At 75.7% G+C, this 15,940-nt stretch carries 18 protein-coding genes and 1 pseudogene; 15 read left to right on the forward strand and 4 right to left on the reverse strand.

Annotated features, from left to right (window positions below; all coding sequences use genetic code 11):
* Positions 1-233: 233 nt before the first annotated feature.
* Positions 234-821: a hypothetical protein gene (locus ACQPYD_RS32325; protein WP_433699142.1), complete on the forward strand. Its 588-nt coding sequence runs from the start codon at positions 234-236 to the stop codon at positions 819-821.
* Here ACQPYD_RS32325 and ACQPYD_RS32330 read toward each other — a convergent pair.
* From ACQPYD_RS32330 to ACQPYD_RS32340, 3 genes are all read right to left on the reverse strand, one after another.
* Complete coding sequence (locus tag ACQPYD_RS32330; RefSeq protein ID WP_433699143.1) at positions 766-1,953, reverse strand: DUF418 domain-containing protein; 1,188 nt, start codon at positions 1,951-1,953, stop codon at positions 766-768. The genes ACQPYD_RS32325 and ACQPYD_RS32330 overlap by 56 nt on opposite strands.
* A 239-nt stretch (positions 1,954-2,192) precedes the next feature.
* Positions 2,193-2,744, reverse strand: a complete 552-nt coding sequence (locus ACQPYD_RS32335) for a hypothetical protein (protein ID WP_330159980.1) — start codon at positions 2,742-2,744, stop codon at positions 2,193-2,195.
* On the reverse strand, positions 2,735-3,283 hold the full coding sequence (locus ACQPYD_RS32340; protein WP_433699144.1) for an RNA polymerase sigma factor: 549 nt from the start codon (positions 3,281-3,283) through the stop codon (positions 2,735-2,737). Before ACQPYD_RS32340 ends, ACQPYD_RS32335 begins: the two co-directional genes overlap by 10 nt.
* Before the next feature lie 210 nt (positions 3,284-3,493).
* Between ACQPYD_RS32340 and ACQPYD_RS32345 the strand changes: the two genes are divergently transcribed.
* From ACQPYD_RS32345 to ACQPYD_RS32365, 5 genes are read left to right on the forward strand one after another with little or no spacing between them, the layout of a single operon-like run.
* A complete protein-coding gene (locus ACQPYD_RS32345; RefSeq protein WP_433699145.1) occupies positions 3,494-4,018 on the forward strand; it encodes an Asp23/Gls24 family envelope stress response protein in 525 nt (174 codons plus the stop codon).
* A 59-nt stretch (positions 4,019-4,077) separates the two neighbouring features.
* Positions 4,078-4,263 (forward strand): hypothetical protein, encoded by a 186-nt coding sequence (locus ACQPYD_RS32350; RefSeq protein WP_330159983.1) that lies wholly within the window; start codon positions 4,078-4,080, stop codon positions 4,261-4,263.
* Positions 4,260-4,679, forward strand: coding sequence for an Asp23/Gls24 family envelope stress response protein (locus tag ACQPYD_RS32355; protein ID WP_433699146.1), 420 nt, complete (start codon positions 4,260-4,262; stop codon positions 4,677-4,679). Before ACQPYD_RS32350 ends, ACQPYD_RS32355 begins: the two co-directional genes overlap by 4 nt.
* A 23-nt stretch (positions 4,680-4,702) precedes the next feature.
* Positions 4,703-5,323 carry a DUF6286 domain-containing protein gene (locus tag ACQPYD_RS32360; protein WP_433699147.1) on the forward strand — a complete coding sequence of 207 codons (621 nt, stop codon included), beginning with the start codon at positions 4,703-4,705 and terminating at the stop codon, positions 5,321-5,323.
* A 2-nt stretch (positions 5,324-5,325) separates the two neighbouring features.
* A complete protein-coding gene (locus ACQPYD_RS32365; RefSeq protein WP_433702198.1) occupies positions 5,326-6,009 on the forward strand; it encodes a hypothetical protein in 684 nt (227 codons plus the stop codon).
* 117 nt (positions 6,010-6,126) lie between these two features.
* On the opposite strand, the pseudogene ACQPYD_RS32370 reads toward ACQPYD_RS32365, so the two are convergent.
* Positions 6,127-6,780, reverse strand: a pseudogene (locus ACQPYD_RS32370) (flavin reductase family protein); the annotation flags it as partial.
* A 322-nt stretch (positions 6,781-7,102) separates the two neighbouring features.
* Between ACQPYD_RS32370 and ACQPYD_RS32375 the strand changes: the two are divergent.
* The 9 genes from ACQPYD_RS32375 to ACQPYD_RS32415 all read left to right on the forward strand — a co-directional run bounded on the left by ACQPYD_RS32375 (position 7,103) and on the right by ACQPYD_RS32415 (position 15,780).
* Positions 7,103-7,903 (forward strand): ABC transporter permease, encoded by an 801-nt coding sequence (locus ACQPYD_RS32375; protein WP_433699148.1) that lies wholly within the window; start codon positions 7,103-7,105, stop codon positions 7,901-7,903.
* Entirely contained in the window at positions 7,896-8,732 is an 837-nt protein-coding gene (locus tag ACQPYD_RS32380) for an ABC transporter permease (RefSeq protein ID WP_433699149.1), read from the forward strand. Before ACQPYD_RS32375 ends, ACQPYD_RS32380 begins: the two co-directional genes overlap by 8 nt.
* 2 nt (positions 8,733-8,734) lie before the next feature.
* A complete protein-coding gene (locus ACQPYD_RS32385) occupies positions 8,735-9,724 on the forward strand; it encodes an ABC transporter ATP-binding protein (protein ID WP_433699150.1) in 990 nt (329 codons plus the stop codon).
* Positions 9,725-9,793: 69 nt separating this feature from the next.
* Positions 9,794-10,315, forward strand: a complete 522-nt coding sequence (locus ACQPYD_RS32390) for a hypothetical protein (RefSeq protein ID WP_352982217.1) — start codon at positions 9,794-9,796, stop codon at positions 10,313-10,315.
* Positions 10,316-10,596: 281 nt separating this feature from the next.
* Complete coding sequence (locus ACQPYD_RS32395; RefSeq protein ID WP_433702199.1) at positions 10,597-11,478, forward strand: DMT family transporter; 882 nt, start codon at positions 10,597-10,599, stop codon at positions 11,476-11,478.
* Positions 11,479-11,683: 205 nt separating this feature from the next.
* Entirely contained in the window at positions 11,684-12,679 is a 996-nt protein-coding gene (locus tag ACQPYD_RS32400; protein WP_433699151.1) for an ABC transporter permease, read from the forward strand.
* A gap of 461 nt (positions 12,680-13,140) precedes the next feature.
* Entirely contained in the window at positions 13,141-13,527 is a 387-nt protein-coding gene (locus tag ACQPYD_RS32405) for a hypothetical protein (protein WP_433699152.1), read from the forward strand.
* Entirely contained in the window at positions 13,517-15,124 is a 1,608-nt protein-coding gene (locus ACQPYD_RS32410; protein WP_433699153.1) for a sensor histidine kinase, read from the forward strand. Before ACQPYD_RS32405 ends, ACQPYD_RS32410 begins: the two co-directional genes overlap by 11 nt.
* Positions 15,121-15,780 (forward strand): response regulator transcription factor, encoded by a 660-nt coding sequence (locus tag ACQPYD_RS32415; protein WP_267947280.1) that lies wholly within the window; start codon positions 15,121-15,123, stop codon positions 15,778-15,780. Before ACQPYD_RS32410 ends, ACQPYD_RS32415 begins: the two co-directional genes overlap by 4 nt.
* Positions 15,781-15,940 lie beyond the last annotated feature (160 nt).

Below are 15,940 nucleotides of genomic sequence, written 5' to 3' on the forward strand. Positions count from 1 at the left end.
CGTTCGTCACGGAGCGGAGTCGCCGCCCGTGGTCCGACCGGCCGCCGCCGTCCCCGCCCGCGGCGGACCCGCACCGGAGGGGCCGCCGCGGGTCCGGTCCGGGCGGACGGCGCAGGCCCGGCGCATCCGCGCGGCACCACTCCGGGAACACCTGGCGAGTGTGAGCGAAACCGCACTCCGCCTGCGATGATCCGGACGGTCGCCACCGTTCCACGGGGTGGAGTGCAAGCGAGGTGCGACCCCACTCGCACGCGACGATCCACGAGGTGCGCGACGTGACCGACATCGAGCCGACCGGAACCGCTGCCGGAGCCCGCAACGCGTCCCCGGGGGCGCGCCGGGGGGCGGAACCCCGGCCCCGTCCCCACCGCCGCGGTCCCCTGCTCGCCGTCAGGGCCGCCGCCGGGGCCGTGACGGTCCTGGCCGCCGCCGAGATCGCCGTCGGCCTGGCGGGCTTCCCCGTCCGGGGGCTGACGTCGATCGGGGCCGGAGTCGGCCTCGGAGCCCCGGGGACCGGCCCCGGAGGGGTCGACGCGGTCTGGCGGTCCCCCGAGATGATGCTCGCGCTGACGCTGATCAGCGCCGTCGGGCTCTCCCTGATCATGCTCGCGCTCGTGCCCGGCCCGGACGACGGGGCCGGGTCGGACGCGGCCCCGGCCGACGGCGCGCCCGGGTCCCGGGAAGGCCGGGGGGCCACCGCGACCGCGGAGCGGCACGGGCCCCGCCGTGCGGGGACGCCGTACGAGGTGGGCGTGGCCTGCGGGCTCAGCCCGCGTGCGGCCCGGCGCGGCGCCGGCCTCCGTGCACGAGGCGGCGCATGAGCGCGTCCAGGGGCCCGGGACGCGCCGACCGGGCGAGCCACGCGGCCAGGCCGAGGCCGACCAGCCAGACCAGGGCCGCGACGACCAGCGCGCCGAAGCCTCCCACCCTCGGCCCCATCCCCGCGAGGTCGGGATGGAGCACGGCCGCGACCAGCACCGAGTTGAGGATGTAGAAGGTCAGCGAACGCTGCCCCACCTCCGCGACGGCGCGGGTCAGCGGCCCCCGGCCGCGGTCCGGCCGGATCGCCCACAGCGTGAACAGGGCCGCGTACCCGGCCCCGCCGAAGACACCGGTCAGCACCTGGAGCGCCATCATCAGGCCCTGCGCGACCGCTCCCGGCTCCAGCGCGCCCACCGCCGTGAGGGCGGAGGGCAGGGCTCCCGCGACGGACACGGCCACGCCGACCGCCGCGACACGCGCCAGCAGCCCCCTGTGCGCCTCCGGGACGTCCAGCAGCCCCGCGCGGCCCGCCCGGTAGCCGAGCACCACCAGCAGGAACAGCGGGTAGGCGAGCGCGATGAACACCGGTCCGAAAGGGAGCCCGATCAGGCGGGCCGCCCAGTCCCCGGCGGTGAGGTACCCCGCGACGGCGTACACCTCGCCGCCCTCGGCCCCGGCGGCGCCCAGGCTCATCCCGACCATCGCCAGGGGGACGGTCACCGCGTAGAACGCGGCGAACACCGCCGCCGCGCGCGTCACGGCCCGGGTGGGGCGCAGCAGCAGCCACCCGGTGGCCAGGGCGGCGACGCCGTAGGAGGCGAGGATCTCGCCGGGGAACACCAGCAGCGCGTGCACGAAGCCGAACAGCAGGAGGAAGAGCCCGCGCCTGCGCAGCAGGCGGCGGACCTCCGCCTCGGAGGCGCCCCGCGCGGACTGGCGGGCGACCGTCCACGCCAGTCCGTGGCCGAACAGGATCGCGAACATCGGGAACGCCCGGTTGTCCAGCAGCAGCGTGGTCGCGAAGGCGGCGCCCCGGTCGAGCGGGGTCCCCCCGGCCGCCTCCGTGCCGAAGCCCGCCCCCGCGTACACCCCGGCGTAGGCCATGGCGATGAGCAGCAGCATGAACCCCCGCGCCAGGTCGGGGGCGAGTCTGCGTTCCCCTCGTTCCGGCGGTACCGCTGCGGCGTCCATCCCGTGCGTCCTCTCGTCGGCGTGCCCTCCGGCCAAGGGTGGTGCGCGGGGGGTCGGACGGGCATCCCCCGATCGGCCGGATCGGCGCGCCGGTCGGCCGGGGCACGCGGCACGGAGCCCGCCGGAAGGACGGGGCGCGCGGCACGGAGCCCGCCGGAAGGACGGGGCGCGCGGCACGGAGGCGCGCCGGAAGGACAGGGGAGCGGCGCGGAGGCGCACCGGAGCTCTGGCCGGCGCGGCTACCCCGCGGGGTCGTCGAGGTCGACGACGTCGATGTCCACGCGGGCCGCGCGCAGCCCCAGCCGGTCCTCCACCAGGGACCGCATGGCGCGCCGCGCCTCCTCGGCGGCCTCGACGATCGGCAGGCCGAGGGCCACCCGCGCCGTGGCCAGGACGACGAGCCCCTCCGGCGTCTGCTCGACCCGGCAGCGGCCCACGACCACGCCGGGGACGGACTCGACGGAGGCCCGCAGCATGGCGGCCACGGCGGCCCCCCGGATCTCGGTGCCGCCGGGCCCGGGGCCGGACAGGACGACGGTGCCGCCGGTGCGCCTCTCCGCGCGCACGGCGCGCATCACGTCCGCCAGCAGGCCGGGGGGCGCGCCGACCTCCTGGTCACCGGTCCGCCGGACGGCCGAGACGAGGGGGCGCAGCTCCTCCGCCTGCTCCCGGCAGTACTCGCAGGCGGACTCGTGCGGTGTGGGCTCCCCGGACGTCAGGTGTCGCAGGAGGGCGTCCACCGAATTCCCGCAGGGGAGCCGGTCGTGGTCGTCGGACGGGTCTACCGCCATGGCTCAAGCGCCTCCACGAGATGGGTACGCGCGCGGTGAATGCGTCCACGCACGGCGGTCGGGGTCGTGTCGACGATCGCCGCTATCTCTTCATAACCCAATCCTTCCATCTCGCGCAGGACCCAGCAGGTCCTCTGCGGGGGCGGGAGCCCCGAGAGCGCGTTGAACAGCGCCTCCCGGAGGTCGCCCGCGATCGCCTCCCCCACCGGCCCGGGGCCGGGGGCGGCGAACCCGTCGTCGTCCTCGACGGGCGCCTCCGGCCTCCTGGCCCTCAGGACGTTCAGCGCGCGCCGGCCCACGATCCGGTGGAGCCAGGCGGGAAAGCTCCGGGGGTCGGTGAGCTCGGGGAGCTTGCGCCAGGCCGTGACCAGGGCCTCCTGGGCGGCGTCGCGGGCGTCGCCGGGGTCGCCCACCACGCGGAGGGCGATCCGGTAGACGGTGTCCTGGTGCCTGCGGACGAGGATCTCGAAGGCCCGGTCGTCCCCGTCCTGGGCGCGCTCCACGAGCACGCTCTCCGGCAGTGCGGTTTCCCTGTGCATCGGTGGTAAGGCCACCCCTCCCAGTACACGCGCACAGCGAAACTACCCTAGGTTTTCGTTCGAACACGCACAGCACCGCCCCGGCCCTCCTATCCTGATAGTGATGCAGGTCACACAAGAGAGGGCGTGAGCCCGGGTCCGTTCCCCGTGTCCTCCCCTGTGACGACGCGACAACGCAAGACGCATCCCACCGACGAAGGAGAACGGCCCATGACCGCGAAGAGCGCTCAGGACGACGGGAACCGCGGTGACGGGGCGGTGGCCGGCGGCGGTCTCGCCCCCGCCCCGCTGAGGGACGCCTCGGCCCCCGCCCGCACCGACCGCGACCGGGGGGCGGGTTCCGGCAACGGACGCACGTCGATCGCCGACCACGTGGTCGCCAAGATCTCCGGCATGGCCGCCCGCGAGGTCCGGGGCGTGCACCAGATGGGCGGCGGGGCCGCCCGCGCCTTCGACGCCGTCCGTGAGCGCATCCCCGGTTCGACCTCCACGAACACCGCCGCGCGCGGCGTGGCCGTCGAGGTGGGCGAGCGCCAGGCGGCCGTCGACATCAACCTGGTCGTCGAGTACGGGGTCTCCATCCCCGACCTCGCGGGCGCGGTGCGGCGCAACGTCATCACCGCCGTGGAGCGCATGACGGGCCTGGAGGTCACCGAGGTCAACGTGGCCGTCGACGACATCCACCTCCCCGACGAGGGCGAGGACCAGCCCTCCGCCGAGCCGAGGGTCCGATGAGAACCGGCCGGTCCCCGGAGCGGGGACCGGCCGCAGGGACGAGAGGAGGAGCGGGACCCATGTGGCCGATCGTCGGACTCGCCTTCGGAGCGGTCCTCGGTCTCGCCGCCGCCTTCGGCGGCTTCGGGGCCTTCCTCCTCGTCCTCGTACTCGGGACGGCCGGGTTCCTGGCCGGACGGGCGTACGCGGGCGAGGTGGACCTCGCCGAGCTGTTCACCCGGCGCGAACGGGGTGACCGCCGGTGATCCCCGCCGGGGCGCCGGGCCGGCGGGCGCACGCGGCGCGCTCCCCCCTCCGCGGGGGAGCGCCCGCGGGGCCCTCCGCGACCCCGCCGGAGGAGCGGGGTTCCACGACCGTCGCCGACCGGGTGGTGGAGCGCGTGGCGCTCTCGGCCGCGGCCGAGCACCCCCGCGTCCGCCCCCTCGCCGAACGGCTCGGGGGGCTGGCGGGGCGCGGACCGGCACGGGCCGGGGTACGGCGCGGGGGATCCCGCGTCGCGCTGCGCCTGGAGATCGCCGTCGCCTACCCGTCACCCCTCGCACGGACGGCGGAGGAGGTCCGGGCGCACGTCACCGCGACGGTGGAGGCGCTCACCGGCCTCACCGTCCACAGCGCCGACATCGAGATCGTCGAACTCGTGCCCGCCCCGCGGGTGCGCTGACCCCTGACACGAAGGACGCGGACATGACTTCCCTCCAGGAGGCGTCACAGACGCAGAGGACACCCGCGGGCCCCTCCCCCGCCGGGGTCCGGACCGCGCGGCGCACCGCCGTGCGGGTCTTCCGGCCGCAGAGGTCGCTGCCCGCCGCCGTCGCGGCGGTCTCGGTGGCCGTCGTCGGCGGGCTGGCGGTCGCGGTGACCACCGCGGGGGCGGGCGGGGCGCCGTCGCCGCTCACGGGGATCGACGGAAGCCTCTCCCGCGTGTCGTCCACGCCCTGGGAGGCGCCCGAGGCCATGGTGCTCTCGGCCGTGGCCGCCGCCGTCGGCCTGACGCTGGTGCTGACCGCGCTCCTGCCGGGGACCGGCGGCCATCTGGCCCTGCGGACCGACGACCGGGACACGGTGGCGGGCCTGACCCGCAGGGGCCTGCGCGACATCCTCGCCGTCGAGGCCCGCGGGGTCGACGGCGTCGGCTCGGTCCGGGTCCGGGGCGGGAGCCGCACCGTACGGATCGAGGTCCGGACGCACATACGCGAGGCGGGCTGGCTCGGCGAGCGGGTGGAGGCGGTGGTGCGCCGGAGGGTGGAGGACCTCCGGCCGCTCCGTGCCCCGCGGGTCGTCGTCCGGCTCAGGGAGGAGGCGTGACCATGGAGGAGAACGGCGCCCTGCGGGAGATCCCGCCGGGAGGGGTCGCGGAGCCGGACGGGCCCTCCCCCGGGCCGACCGCGTCCACGATCCGGGGGTTCCCGCACAAGGGGGCCCGGAGGACCGCGCGCGGCAACAGGCTCGGCCTGGTGCTCACGGGGCTGCCCCTGGTGCTGTGCGGGGCAGCGGGCCTCGCCGCCGGCGTGGGCCTCCTCGGCGGCGCCACCGCCGCCGCGCCGGTCGGGGGCGGCCCCCTGGAAACGGCCCTGGCCTGGCCGTGGACACCGTACGTCGTCGTCGCCGTCGCCCTGGTCGTGACGGTGTCGGCGGTGCGGTGGCTGCTCGTACAGGGGCGCTCGAACCGTGCCGGACGGCTGCGGGTGGGCGAGGACACGGCGTCCGGGCGGACCGGCGTCCCCGCGTCCGCCGCCGGGGACGCCGTGGTCGCCGAGGCCTGCGCGGACCCCCGGGTGCGGCGCGGCCGGGCGCACTTCACCGAGTCCTCCCGCGAGCCCCGCCTGTGGCTGGACCTGGTGCTGACCGAGGACGCGGACCCCGCCGACGTGTGGCGCACCTGCCGGGACGGGCCCGTCGCCTCCCTGAGGGAGTCCCTCGAACTCGAACGCCTGCCGACGGTGGTCCGCATGTCGGTGTCGGGCCGCTCCGGAGGGCGCGGACTCGCCTGACCCGGAGCCCCCTCCCGGGGGAGAGGGGGCGGGTCGGGCCGAGCGGCGGGGGCGGCGCGGCCGCCGGTGACCGGGGAGGCGCCGGCGCCCCGCCCCCGTCCGTGACACCCCGTGTCAGGGAGCCGGGGTCTCGGAGCGGTGCGAGTGGCCGTGCTGCCGCCCGAGCCCGAAGTAGTGGCGGAAGTTGTAGATCAGCGGGTTCCAGCGGGACGGGTCGACGTGGTCGGTGCCCGGCACCACCACGCGGGTGTCCGCGTGCACGCGCAGCACGTCGGCCTGGACCACCACGAGGTCCCCCGAGGCGTCGGCGTCGGCCCGCACCGCCCGGGCCTCCAGCTGGAGCGGGCACTCCGCCACGCGGGGCGGGGCGACCAGCTCGGACTCCTGCGGGGTCAGGCCGGCGGCGGCGAACTTGTCCGCCTCGAAGCGGCAGCCGGGCGGCTTGCCCGGGGGCACGGGGTCGCGCCCGGTCAGCGGGGCCAGGCGCTCGACGCGCGACCAGTCCTCGGCCGCCGGGAAGCAGGCCGCGAACCCGGGGCGCTCCGCCAGGTTGCGCGCGGTCTGTCCCGTGGCGCCGAGCCCCAGCACCAGCAGGTGTCCCAGGGCCCAGACCGAGGAGATCGGCGCGAGGTTGGGCGTGCCGTCGTCGTTGGCGGTGGAGACCAGGACCACCGGCGTGCCGAAGTAGAGGATGCGCGGCCGGATGGTCCGGTGTACGGGGGTCGGCGACGCGGCGGCCCGCCCCGGTCCCGTCTGCTGTTCGGTGTTCACATCGGGAGAATCTAGGCGCCGGACGTTTCGCCGGCCGCCGCAACGTCGCCGCCCCGGACCGGCCTCCACCGGGGACGACTCACCGGACCGCGTCACCCCGGCCGCAGGAGCGCCCTCCCCCGGTGCCCGCTCGGCCGGTTCCGGTGCGCGGACCCCCCTGTGCGCCGGCCAGGGCTGTGCTAGCGTCGGTCCCTCGCGGCGACCCGGACCTGAGCCCCACGGCGTCAGGGACGTGCCGGACACCGCGTCTCCGCCGGGGCTCCGCCCCGGTGTCGGGACCGGTCACCACCTGCACGTCTCGACCCTCCGGGAGCCCGCGCCCATGCGCGTCTACCTCGCGGTGTACGCCCTCGGCCTGCACCGCTACTCCACCTACCGCGCCGCCACGATCGCCGGGATCTTCACCAACGCCGTCTTCGGCGCGATCAACGCGGCCGTCATGCTCGCCCTCTTCTCGGTGCGGCCCGAGATCAACGGCTACGACGCGGGCGACGCCGTCACCCAGGTGTTCATCGGCCAGGCCCTCATCGGCATGGTCGCCATCATGGGGCCGCCCCTGGAACTCGGCGAACGCGTCCGCAGCGGGGCGGTCGCCACCGACATGCTCCGCCCCGTCTCGATGATGGGCTGGTGGCTGGCCGACGACATGGGGCGGGCCACGTTCAACCTCGTCTTCCGCGGAGTGCCCACGTTCGCGGTCGGCCTCGTCCTGTTCGACCTGGTCCTCCCCTCCGAACCGGGCCGCTGGGCGATCGCGCTGGTCTCCTTCGTCCTGGCCGCGCTCGTGTCGTTCGCGCTGCGCTACCTGTACGAGCTGGCCGGGTTCTGGCTCATGGACTCCACCGGGATCTGGGCGGTGGCCGGGCTGCTCGGCCCGGTGGCGGCCGGGATGCTGATCCCGCTCCCCCTGTTCCCCCCGGCAGTCGCCGACGTGCTGCGCGTGCTCCCATGGGCCTCCATCGCCCAGATCCCCGCCGAGGTCTTCCTGGACAAGGAGTCCCTGCCCGGCGGGAGCCCCCTCGGCGGCCTGGCCCTCCAGGCCGCGTGGGCGGCCGCCCTCCTCGCCCTCGGCGCCCGGGTCACCTCCCACGCCACGCGGAAGGTGGTGGTCCAGGGTGGCTGACCTCCTCGCCCGCACCCGCGAGTCCGTGCTCTGGCCGGTCCGGGTCTACGTGCTGCTCGCATGGACCTGGTGCCGCGCCCTGGCGCAGTACCCGGCGTCCCTGGTCATGATGACCCTGTCGACCTCCCTGGGCGCCTTCGCCGAGATGGGGGCCGTCTTCGTCGTGTTCGGCCATGCCGGGGAGGTCTCCGGGTTCGGGATGGCCGAGGGCCTGCTCATCGCCGGGATGGCCACGACCGCGTTCGCCTGCGCCGACATGGTGATGGGCATGGTGGAGGGCCTGGGACGGCACATCAGGACCGGTTCCCTCGACGTCATGCTGGTGCGCCCGGTCCCGCCGCTGGTCCAGATGGCGACGGACCGCTTCGCGCCCCGCCGCCTGGGCCGGATCGTCCCCGGTTCGGCGGTCACCGCGGTGGCCCTGGCGGCGTGCGACATCGACTGGAGCGTCGGCAAGGTGCTGATGCTGCCGGTGCTGCTGGTGTCGGCGACCGCGATCTGCTGCGCGGTCTGGATCATCGGGGCCTGCCTCCAGTTCTTCGTCGCCGACGCGCGGGAGGCCGCCAACTCGATCACCTACGGCGGGCAGGCCCTCTCCGAGTACCCGATGGCGATCTACCCGAAGAACGTCGTGCGCGCCGCGACCTTCGTCCTGCCGCTGGCCTTCGTCACCTGGCAGCCCGCCCTCTACCTCCTCGACCGGCCGGACCCGACCGGGCTGCCGGGGTTCCTGCGCTTCGCCACCCCCTTCGTCGCCGTCGCCCTGTGCGCGGTCGCCGCCGCCTGCTGGAGGTTCGGCCTCCGCCACTACCGATCCACCGGGAGCTGATGATGACCACGTCCGAACCGAGCACCGGCGGTGACGGCCCCGTCATCGAGGCCGTCGGCCTGGGCCGCGACTTCGTCCTCTCCGAGGGCCCGTTCCTGCGGCGGAGGCGCCGCACCGTCAGCGCGGTCGCCGACGTGACCTTCACCGTCCGGCCGGGCGAGATCGTCGGCTACCTCGGGCCGAACGGGGCGGGGAAGAGCAGCACGATGAAGATGCTGACCGGCATCCTCACACCCAGCGCCGGACACCTGCGCGTGAACGGGCTGGAACCCTCCCGCGAGCGCACCCGCCTGGCCTCGCGGATCGGCGTGGTGTTCGGCCAGCGCACCACCCTGTGGTGGGACCTGCCGCTGAAGGACAGCCTGGAGCTGGTCCGGCACATGTACCGGGTCCCGGCCGCCGACCACGCCCGCCGCCTGGCCGAGCTCACCGAACTCCTGGAGCTGGGCCCGTTCCTGGCCACTCCGGTGCGGCAGCTGAGCCTGGGCCAGCGGATGCGCGGCGACCTCACCGCCGCGCTGCTGCACGGTCCCGACCTGCTGGTCCTGGACGAACCGACCATCGGGCTGGACGTGGTCAGCAAGTCGACCATCCGCGAGTTCCTCCTCCGGCTCAACGCGGAGGAGGGCACGACGATCCTGCTGACCACCCACGACCTCGGCGACGTCGAGCGGCTGTGCAGGCGGGTCGTCGTCATCGACAAGGGGCGCCTCGCGTACGACGGCGACCTGGAGGGCCTGCGCGCGAGCGTGCCCACTCCGCGCGTCCTGGTCGTCGACCTCGCCGCCCCCGCCCCGCCCATCGAGGTGGAGGGCGGCGCGTGCGTGCGCGTGGACGGGCCCCGGCAGTGGCTGGAGCTGTCCGGCAACCCGGCCGCGGTGATCTCCCGGGTCGCCGGGCGCCACGAGGTCGTCGACCTGACGCTGCGCGAACCGGACATCGAGGGCGTGGTCGCCGCCCTGTACCGGGGCGCCGTCGCCGATCGCGGGTAGGGCGCGCACCACCGCGCTCCGGGTCCGTCCACCCTGGAGTCCGGAAGGGAATCGCACGACCCTGGAGGTATGCGAGAGACAAGAGCGGTGGCGGCGGGTCGGCGGAGTACGGCCCCGGGAACGGCTGAGCGGGCGGGGGTCGCGCGGCGGAGGCCGCCCCGGCCGGTCCTGTGGGCCGCGGCGGCGTGGGCGGCGGCGGTCGCGTGCGGCGTCGCGGAGACCGTGGTGGCGGTGGGGGGCATGGTGGTGTCGGGGGAGGGGGTGCCCTGGGCCGGGCTCGCACTGCGCCTCGCCGTCTACGCCTCCGCCGCGCTGGCCGTGCTGTGGTTCGCGCGCGGTCGGCAGTGGGCGCGGGTCGTCCTCGCGGTGGGTCTCGGCGTGATCGGTCTCGGCACACTGGTCGTGCCGGTCGTCCTGGCGGCGCCGGACGGCCAGGCGATCCTCGAGGCCATGGGGTACGAGGGACACGGCGCCGCGTATCTGCTGGTGCGGACAGCGCACATCGCGTCGGTGCTGACGGCGTGGGCACTGGCATTCACCCCGGCGGCGAACCGGTACTTCCGCCGACCGCGGGCGTCCGGCGGATCCTGAGGTCCCCGCCGCCCCGGCACCTCCCGGCGCGGGGAACGCCGCCCCACCACCACGGCGCACACGCGCGCGTGGCCGCTTGTGGCCTCGGCCACGGTGCTCCGGAACCCGGCTCCGGCGCCGGCCTCCGGGCCCGGCGGCCCCGGGACCTCCCCGGAAGCGGCTCCGGGCGGCGGCGCCCGCCCGGACGGGCCCCGGTTCCGGCCGGTCCCTCCGGGGGGTTCCCGCCGTCCGGCCGCTCCCCCGTGGCGCGACCGCCCCCGGAGGGCGCGATCATGGCTGTCATGGTGTTCGGGACGGGCTTGGGAATCGTGTTCGCGGTGCTGTCGTGCTCGGCCTACACGGCCGCCGCGGTGGCCCAGCGGCGGCTCGCCGTACGGGTGACGGAGCCGCTCACCGGCGGCCGGCAGCTGAAGGCGCTGCTGCGGCACCCGCTGTGGTGGGTGTCGCTGCTGTTCAACGGGGGCCGCGCGGGATTCCAGGTGGCGGCGGTGAGCCACGCCCCGCTGAGCGTGGTGCAGCCGCTCGGCGTGCTGGTCCTGGTGTTCGGCATCCCGTGGTCGGCCCGGCTGGGCGGTCGGCGGGTCACCCGCGAGGAGTGGCGCGGGGCGGCGTTCACCGTGGTGGCGCTGGCCGCCCTGCTCTCGGTGACGGTGACGGGCGGGCAGGGCGGGGTCCTCGACGACACCGGTTCCGCGGTCGTCGGGCTGGGCACCACGGTCCTGCTGCTCGCCACCGCGTGGATGGCGGGGCGCGTCCGGTCCGCCGCCTGGCGCAGCTACCTCCTGGCGGGCGCCGCGGGCGTGGCCTTCGGTGTCTCCTCGGCCACGGTCAAGACCGCCGTCGCCGTCGTCGGGGAGGTCGGCGCCGCGGGTCTGCTGCACTCCTCCGCGCTGGCCACCCCGGTGATCGCCGTGCTGGGGCTGTTCCTGGCTCAGGCCGCCTACCAGGGCATGGACCTGGGAGCCCCCCTGGGGATCACCACCTTCACCAACCCGCTCGCCGCGACCGTGGTGGGGGTGGGCTTCATGGGCGAGACGTACGGGGGCGGCTGGGTCGGCGGCCTGGTCGCCGCGGCGGGAGCCGTGCTGGGGGCGTACGGGATCAGGCTGCTCACCGTCCCCCAGAGCAGCGCTCCCGAGCGGGAGCCCGAACCGGCCTCCTGAGCCGCGCCCCGGCGGGGAGCGCTCCGCCGGAGGCCGGCGGCTCCGCGCGTGCCCCCCGGGCGGGGCGCGCCCGCCCCGGGCTCCGTCGGGCCGGGCACGCCTACCCGCCGGGGAAGCCGACCGTGGCCACGAGCCCCCCGCCAGGGCGCGGCCGTGCCGTCGCCGTCGCCCCGTGCGCCGAGGCGATCGACCGGACGACGGACACGTGAGCGTCTCCCCGGGGAGCACCGTGTTCGGCGAGGACACGACGCTCCCGGAGGACGCGCGCGGCCGGATCGACCGCATGCCCGAGGTGGAGCACACGTCGCAGGTGGAGTTCGTCGACGGGGCCAACGTGTACCGCAGCGACCTCGTCCCCGGCGGGGAGTCCGGCGGTATCGGCGTGTACGGCGCCGACCTGGGCCTGCTGGAGACCGTCCGCACCGGCGTGGCCTCGGGCACCTGGCTGAACGCCGCCACCGCGGACCACCCCGCGGTCGTGCTGGGCTCCTCGGCGGCCGCGCGGCTGGGCGTCACCCGGATCACCCCGGACACGCTGGTGCTGGTCGACGGCACGTACTTCTCCGTGGTCGGGGTGCTGGAGCCCTCGGAACTGGCGCCGGAGCTCGACAACTCCGCGCTGGTCGGCCAGGCGGTGGCGGAGGAGGTGCTCGACGGCTCGGGCGATCCCTCCACCGTCTACATGCGCATGGACCCGGACGAGGTGGCGCAGGCCCGGGAGCTGGTCGGGCGCAACGCCAACCCGGAGCGGCCGAACGAGGTGGAGGTGTCGCGCCCCTCGGAGGCGCTGGAGGCCGGACGGGCCGCCGACCAGACCTTCAACGGACTGCTGCTGGGCCTGGGAGGGGTGGCCCTCCTGGTCGGCGGGGTCGGAGTGGCCAACACCATGGTCATCTCGGTCCTGGAGCGCCGGGGGGAGATCGGCCTGCGCCGCGCCCTCGGGGCGACGCGCGGCGCGATCCGGTCGCAGTTCCTGGTGGAGGCGATGGTGCTCTCCGCGCTCGGCGGTGTGGCCGGGGCGGGTCTGGGGTCGCTGGCGACCCTGGTGTACGCGCTGCTGCGGGGGTGGCCGGTCTCCGTGCCCTGGTGGGCGGGGGCGGGCGCCGTCGTGGCGACGGTGGCCATCGGCGCGGTGGCGGGGCTGGTGCCCGCGCTCCGCGCCGCCGCGCAGCATCCGACCGCGGCCCTCGGAGCCGGCTGACGGGAGGCGCACGCGCGGACCGGTCGGGCGCCGCGCGCCACGGCGCGGGCGGGGTCTCCCACCGCCTGTCCCGTCCCGGCCCGTCCCGCCCCCTGGCTCCGGGACGGGACGCGGCCGGGCCGGGACGGCCCCGCCTCCGCGAACGCGCCCGCGAGCGCGGCGCCCGTCTCCCCCTGCCCGATCACGGTGACCGCCGTCCGGGTCCCGTCGCCTCCGCTCGTGGAGCCCATGGGTGCCGTCCTCCCTCCGGACCGCCGCGCGCCGTTCCCGCCGCCGGGGCCGCCGACCGGTCGGGGCGGCCCCGGAGACCCGACTCGGGTCGAGGTCGAGGGGTGTCCGTGCGCAGGACGCGTGCGCCCGACCGGACCCGGCGCGGAAACCCTCACCCCACCTGCCAGGATGAAAGGATCCTCATGTCCGTTTCATCTCGTATTCGCCCAGAGCCGAGATGATCTCGGACTATGAGATCACCCTTGGTGCCCCTGCTGGCCGCAGCCGTCGCGGCCGTCCTGGTCGCGGGTGCGGTCCTGGTGTGGGCCCTGCCCGGGAGCGGGTCGGACGCCGCGCCCCCGCACGAGGTGGTCGTCGGGGAGTCTCCCGGCGCCGAACCCGTGGACCAGGCCGACGAGGACGTCGTCCCCCCACCGCCCCCGGTCACCGACCACGACGGTGACGGAACCCCCGACGAGGAGGACCCCGACCACCCCGGAACGGCCCCGCCCTCGGAGACCCCCTCCACGACTCCGAGCGCCGAACCGGAGCCGTCACCTGCACACACGTGCGGGAGCGGGGATGATGATGACGACGACTGCGACGATGACGACTGGGGCGACGACGATGACGACTGAGGGTCACTTCGGCGCGGACTCTCCCACGGAGGACCTCAGCGGCGTACCCGGCAGGGGCGCGTGGTCCCGGCCGGAGGACACCTCCGTGTACCCGACCATGGTCTTCGAGGGCCCGCAGCCCGAGGCCCCCCAGCGGCGGCGGATCCCGGCCCGGCTCCTCATCATGGCCTGGGTCGTCCTGCTCATGACGGCCGTGCTCGTCCTGGTCAACGTGGTCACCTGGAGCGCGCTCACCACGCGCAACGACGAGCGCGTCGACGGCGCCCTCTCCCAGGAGATCGGCGAGTTCCAGGAGTTCGCGCAGGTCGGCGTCGACCCCGGCACCGGGGAGGCCTTCACGGACGTGCCCACCCTGGTCCGGGCCCACCTGGAGCGCCAGTACCCCGACGAGGCCGAGATCCTGTTCGCCTGGGTGGAGGGGTCCGAGACCGCGGGCGGGGGCGCGGGCGGCGCGCCCGGCGGCGCCGAGGCCCCGGCGGGGCGCATCCGCCAGGGCCAGGAGCCCCCCCACGACCTGTCGGCCGACGCCGACGCGGTCACCGCGATCCTGGAGGACCCGAACGCCCGGGGCACCGCGGACTCCCCCGCCGGCCCCGTCGAATGGGAGAAGATCCGCGTCCTGCCCCCCGACGGGGAGGGCGCCTCCGGATGGTTCGTCATCGGCTACTTCACCGAGTCGGACGAGGACACAGTCATCACCACCATGCAGACGATCGCGCTGGTCAGCCTCGTCGGCCTGCTCGCCGCGAGCACCGCGGCCTGGTGGGTGGCAGGACGCATCCTCGCACCGGTGCGGCTGATCCGGCAGACCGCCGCGTACATCACCGAGGAGGACCTCACCCGCCGCATCGACGTGTCCGGCCGCGACGACATCGCCGCCCTCGCCGAGCAGTTCAACAGCATGCTGGACCGCCTCGAGGGCGCCTTCACCTCGCAGCGCCGGTTCGTCGACGACGCCGGACACGAGCTGCGCACCCCCATCACCATCGTGCGCGGCCACCTGGAGCTGATGGGGGACGACCCCGAGGAGCGCCGCGAGGTCGTGCGCCTGGTCACCGACGAGCTGGACCGCATGGCGCGGATAGTCGAGGACCTGCTGCTGCTCGCCAAGTCCCAGCAGCCCGACTTCCTCCGTCCCGAGGACACGTCCCTGGCCGAGCTGACCAGCGACATCGACGCCAAGGTGCGCAAGCTGGGCGACCGCGACTGGCGCCTGGAGTCCGTGGCCGAGGGGGTCTCCCGGCTCGACCCCCAGCGCGTCACCCAGGCCGTGGTGCAGCTGGCGGCCAACGCCGTCCGCCACACCGCGCCCGGCTCCACCCTGCGGATCGGCTCCACGGTCAGCGGCCCCGACGCGCTGTTCTGGGTCACCGACGAGGGGCCCGGCATCCCGGCCGAGGAGCACGGCAGGATCTTCGAGCGCTTCTCCCGGGGCGGCGGGGCCGCCCGGGGCGACCGGGGCGCCGGGCTGGGCCTGGCTATCGTCAGGGCCATCGCCGAGGCCCACCACGGCCGGGTGGACCTGAGGTCCGCGCCGGGGGCCGGATCCACGTTCACCCTGGTCATCCCCACCATCGCAGGAAGGGAGTACGCGTGAGCCGCATCCTCATCGTCGAGGACGAGGAGCGCATCGCCTCGTTCGTCCGCAAGGGCCTGGAGTCCAGCGGGTTCACCACCACCGTGGTCGGAACCGGGGCGGAGGCCGTGGACTACGCGGTGACCGGCGGTTTCGACATGATGCTGCTGGACCTCGGACTCCCGGACACCGACGGGTTCGACGTGCTGCGACGCGTGCGGTCGCTGGGCGTGGACATCCCCGTGGTGATCCTGACCGCCCGCGACGGCGTGCGGGACACGGTGACCGGCCTGGAGATCGGCGCGGACGACTACGTCACCAAGCCGTTCCGGTTCGAGGAGCTGCTGGCCAGGGTGCGGCTGCGGATGCGCAACGAGCGGCCCGCCGACCTGACGGTCCTGCGGGCGGGGGGACTCGCCCTGGACCTGCGCACCCGGCGGGTGGCGGTGAACGGCGACGCGGTGGACCTCACCGCCCGGGAGTTCGGGCTGATGGAGCTGCTGATGCGGCATCCCGGGCAGGTCCTGACCCGGCAGCAGATGCTGTCCCACGTGTGGGGCTACGACTACGACCCGGGGTCGAACGTCGTGGACGTGTTCGTGCGGGCCCTGCGCCGCAAGGTCGGCGCGGAGCGGATCGTGACCGTGCGGGGCATGGGGTACCGGCTGACCGGCTGACCGGGCCGGCCGCGGGGCGGGGGCCGGTCCCCGGCCCCGTGGCCCGGCCGACGGTCCGGTGACACGGGGGAAGCGCGGGGCGGAGGCGTCGGTGACGCCTCCGCCCCGTTCGCGTACGGGGCGGCCCCCGGACCCGTGTCCCCGGGATGACCGGATGAGG

Origin of the sequence: Nocardiopsis sp. CA-288880 (assembly GCF_050955985.1) — a bacterium.
Lineage (GTDB): Bacteria > Actinomycetota > Actinomycetes > Streptosporangiales > Streptosporangiaceae > Nocardiopsis > Nocardiopsis tropica.

Excerpts from the sequence above, each read along its gene's own strand:
- ACQPYD_RS32330 (WP_433699143.1), bottom strand. The coding sequence starts at position 1,953 with ATGGACGCCGCAGCGGTACCGCCGGAACGAGGGGAACGCAGACTCGCC.
- ACQPYD_RS32335 (WP_330159980.1), bottom strand. The coding sequence starts at position 2,744 with ATGGCGGTAGACCCGTCCGACGACCACGACCGGCTCCCCTGCGGGAAT.
- ACQPYD_RS32340 (WP_433699144.1), bottom strand. The coding sequence starts at position 3,283 with ATGCACAGGGAAACCGCACTGCCGGAGAGCGTGCTCGTGGAGCGCGCC.
- ACQPYD_RS32345 (WP_433699145.1), top strand. The coding sequence starts at position 3,494 with ATGACCGCGAAGAGCGCTCAGGACGACGGGAACCGCGGTGACGGGGCG.
- ACQPYD_RS32350 (WP_330159983.1), top strand. The coding sequence starts at position 4,078 with ATGTGGCCGATCGTCGGACTCGCCTTCGGAGCGGTCCTCGGTCTCGCC.
- ACQPYD_RS32360 (WP_433699147.1), top strand. The coding sequence starts at position 4,703 with ATGACTTCCCTCCAGGAGGCGTCACAGACGCAGAGGACACCCGCGGGC.
- ACQPYD_RS32365 (WP_433702198.1), top strand. The coding sequence starts at position 5,326 with ATGGAGGAGAACGGCGCCCTGCGGGAGATCCCGCCGGGAGGGGTCGCG.
- ACQPYD_RS32375 (WP_433699148.1), top strand. The coding sequence starts at position 7,103 with ATGCGCGTCTACCTCGCGGTGTACGCCCTCGGCCTGCACCGCTACTCC.
- ACQPYD_RS32385 (WP_433699150.1), top strand. The coding sequence starts at position 8,735 with ATGACCACGTCCGAACCGAGCACCGGCGGTGACGGCCCCGTCATCGAG.
- ACQPYD_RS32390 (WP_352982217.1), top strand. The coding sequence starts at position 9,794 with ATGCGAGAGACAAGAGCGGTGGCGGCGGGTCGGCGGAGTACGGCCCCG.
- ACQPYD_RS32395 (WP_433702199.1), top strand. The coding sequence starts at position 10,597 with ATGGTGTTCGGGACGGGCTTGGGAATCGTGTTCGCGGTGCTGTCGTGC.
- ACQPYD_RS32405 (WP_433699152.1), top strand. The coding sequence starts at position 13,141 with ATGAGATCACCCTTGGTGCCCCTGCTGGCCGCAGCCGTCGCGGCCGTC.
- ACQPYD_RS32410 (WP_433699153.1), top strand. The coding sequence starts at position 13,517 with ATGACGACTGAGGGTCACTTCGGCGCGGACTCTCCCACGGAGGACCTC.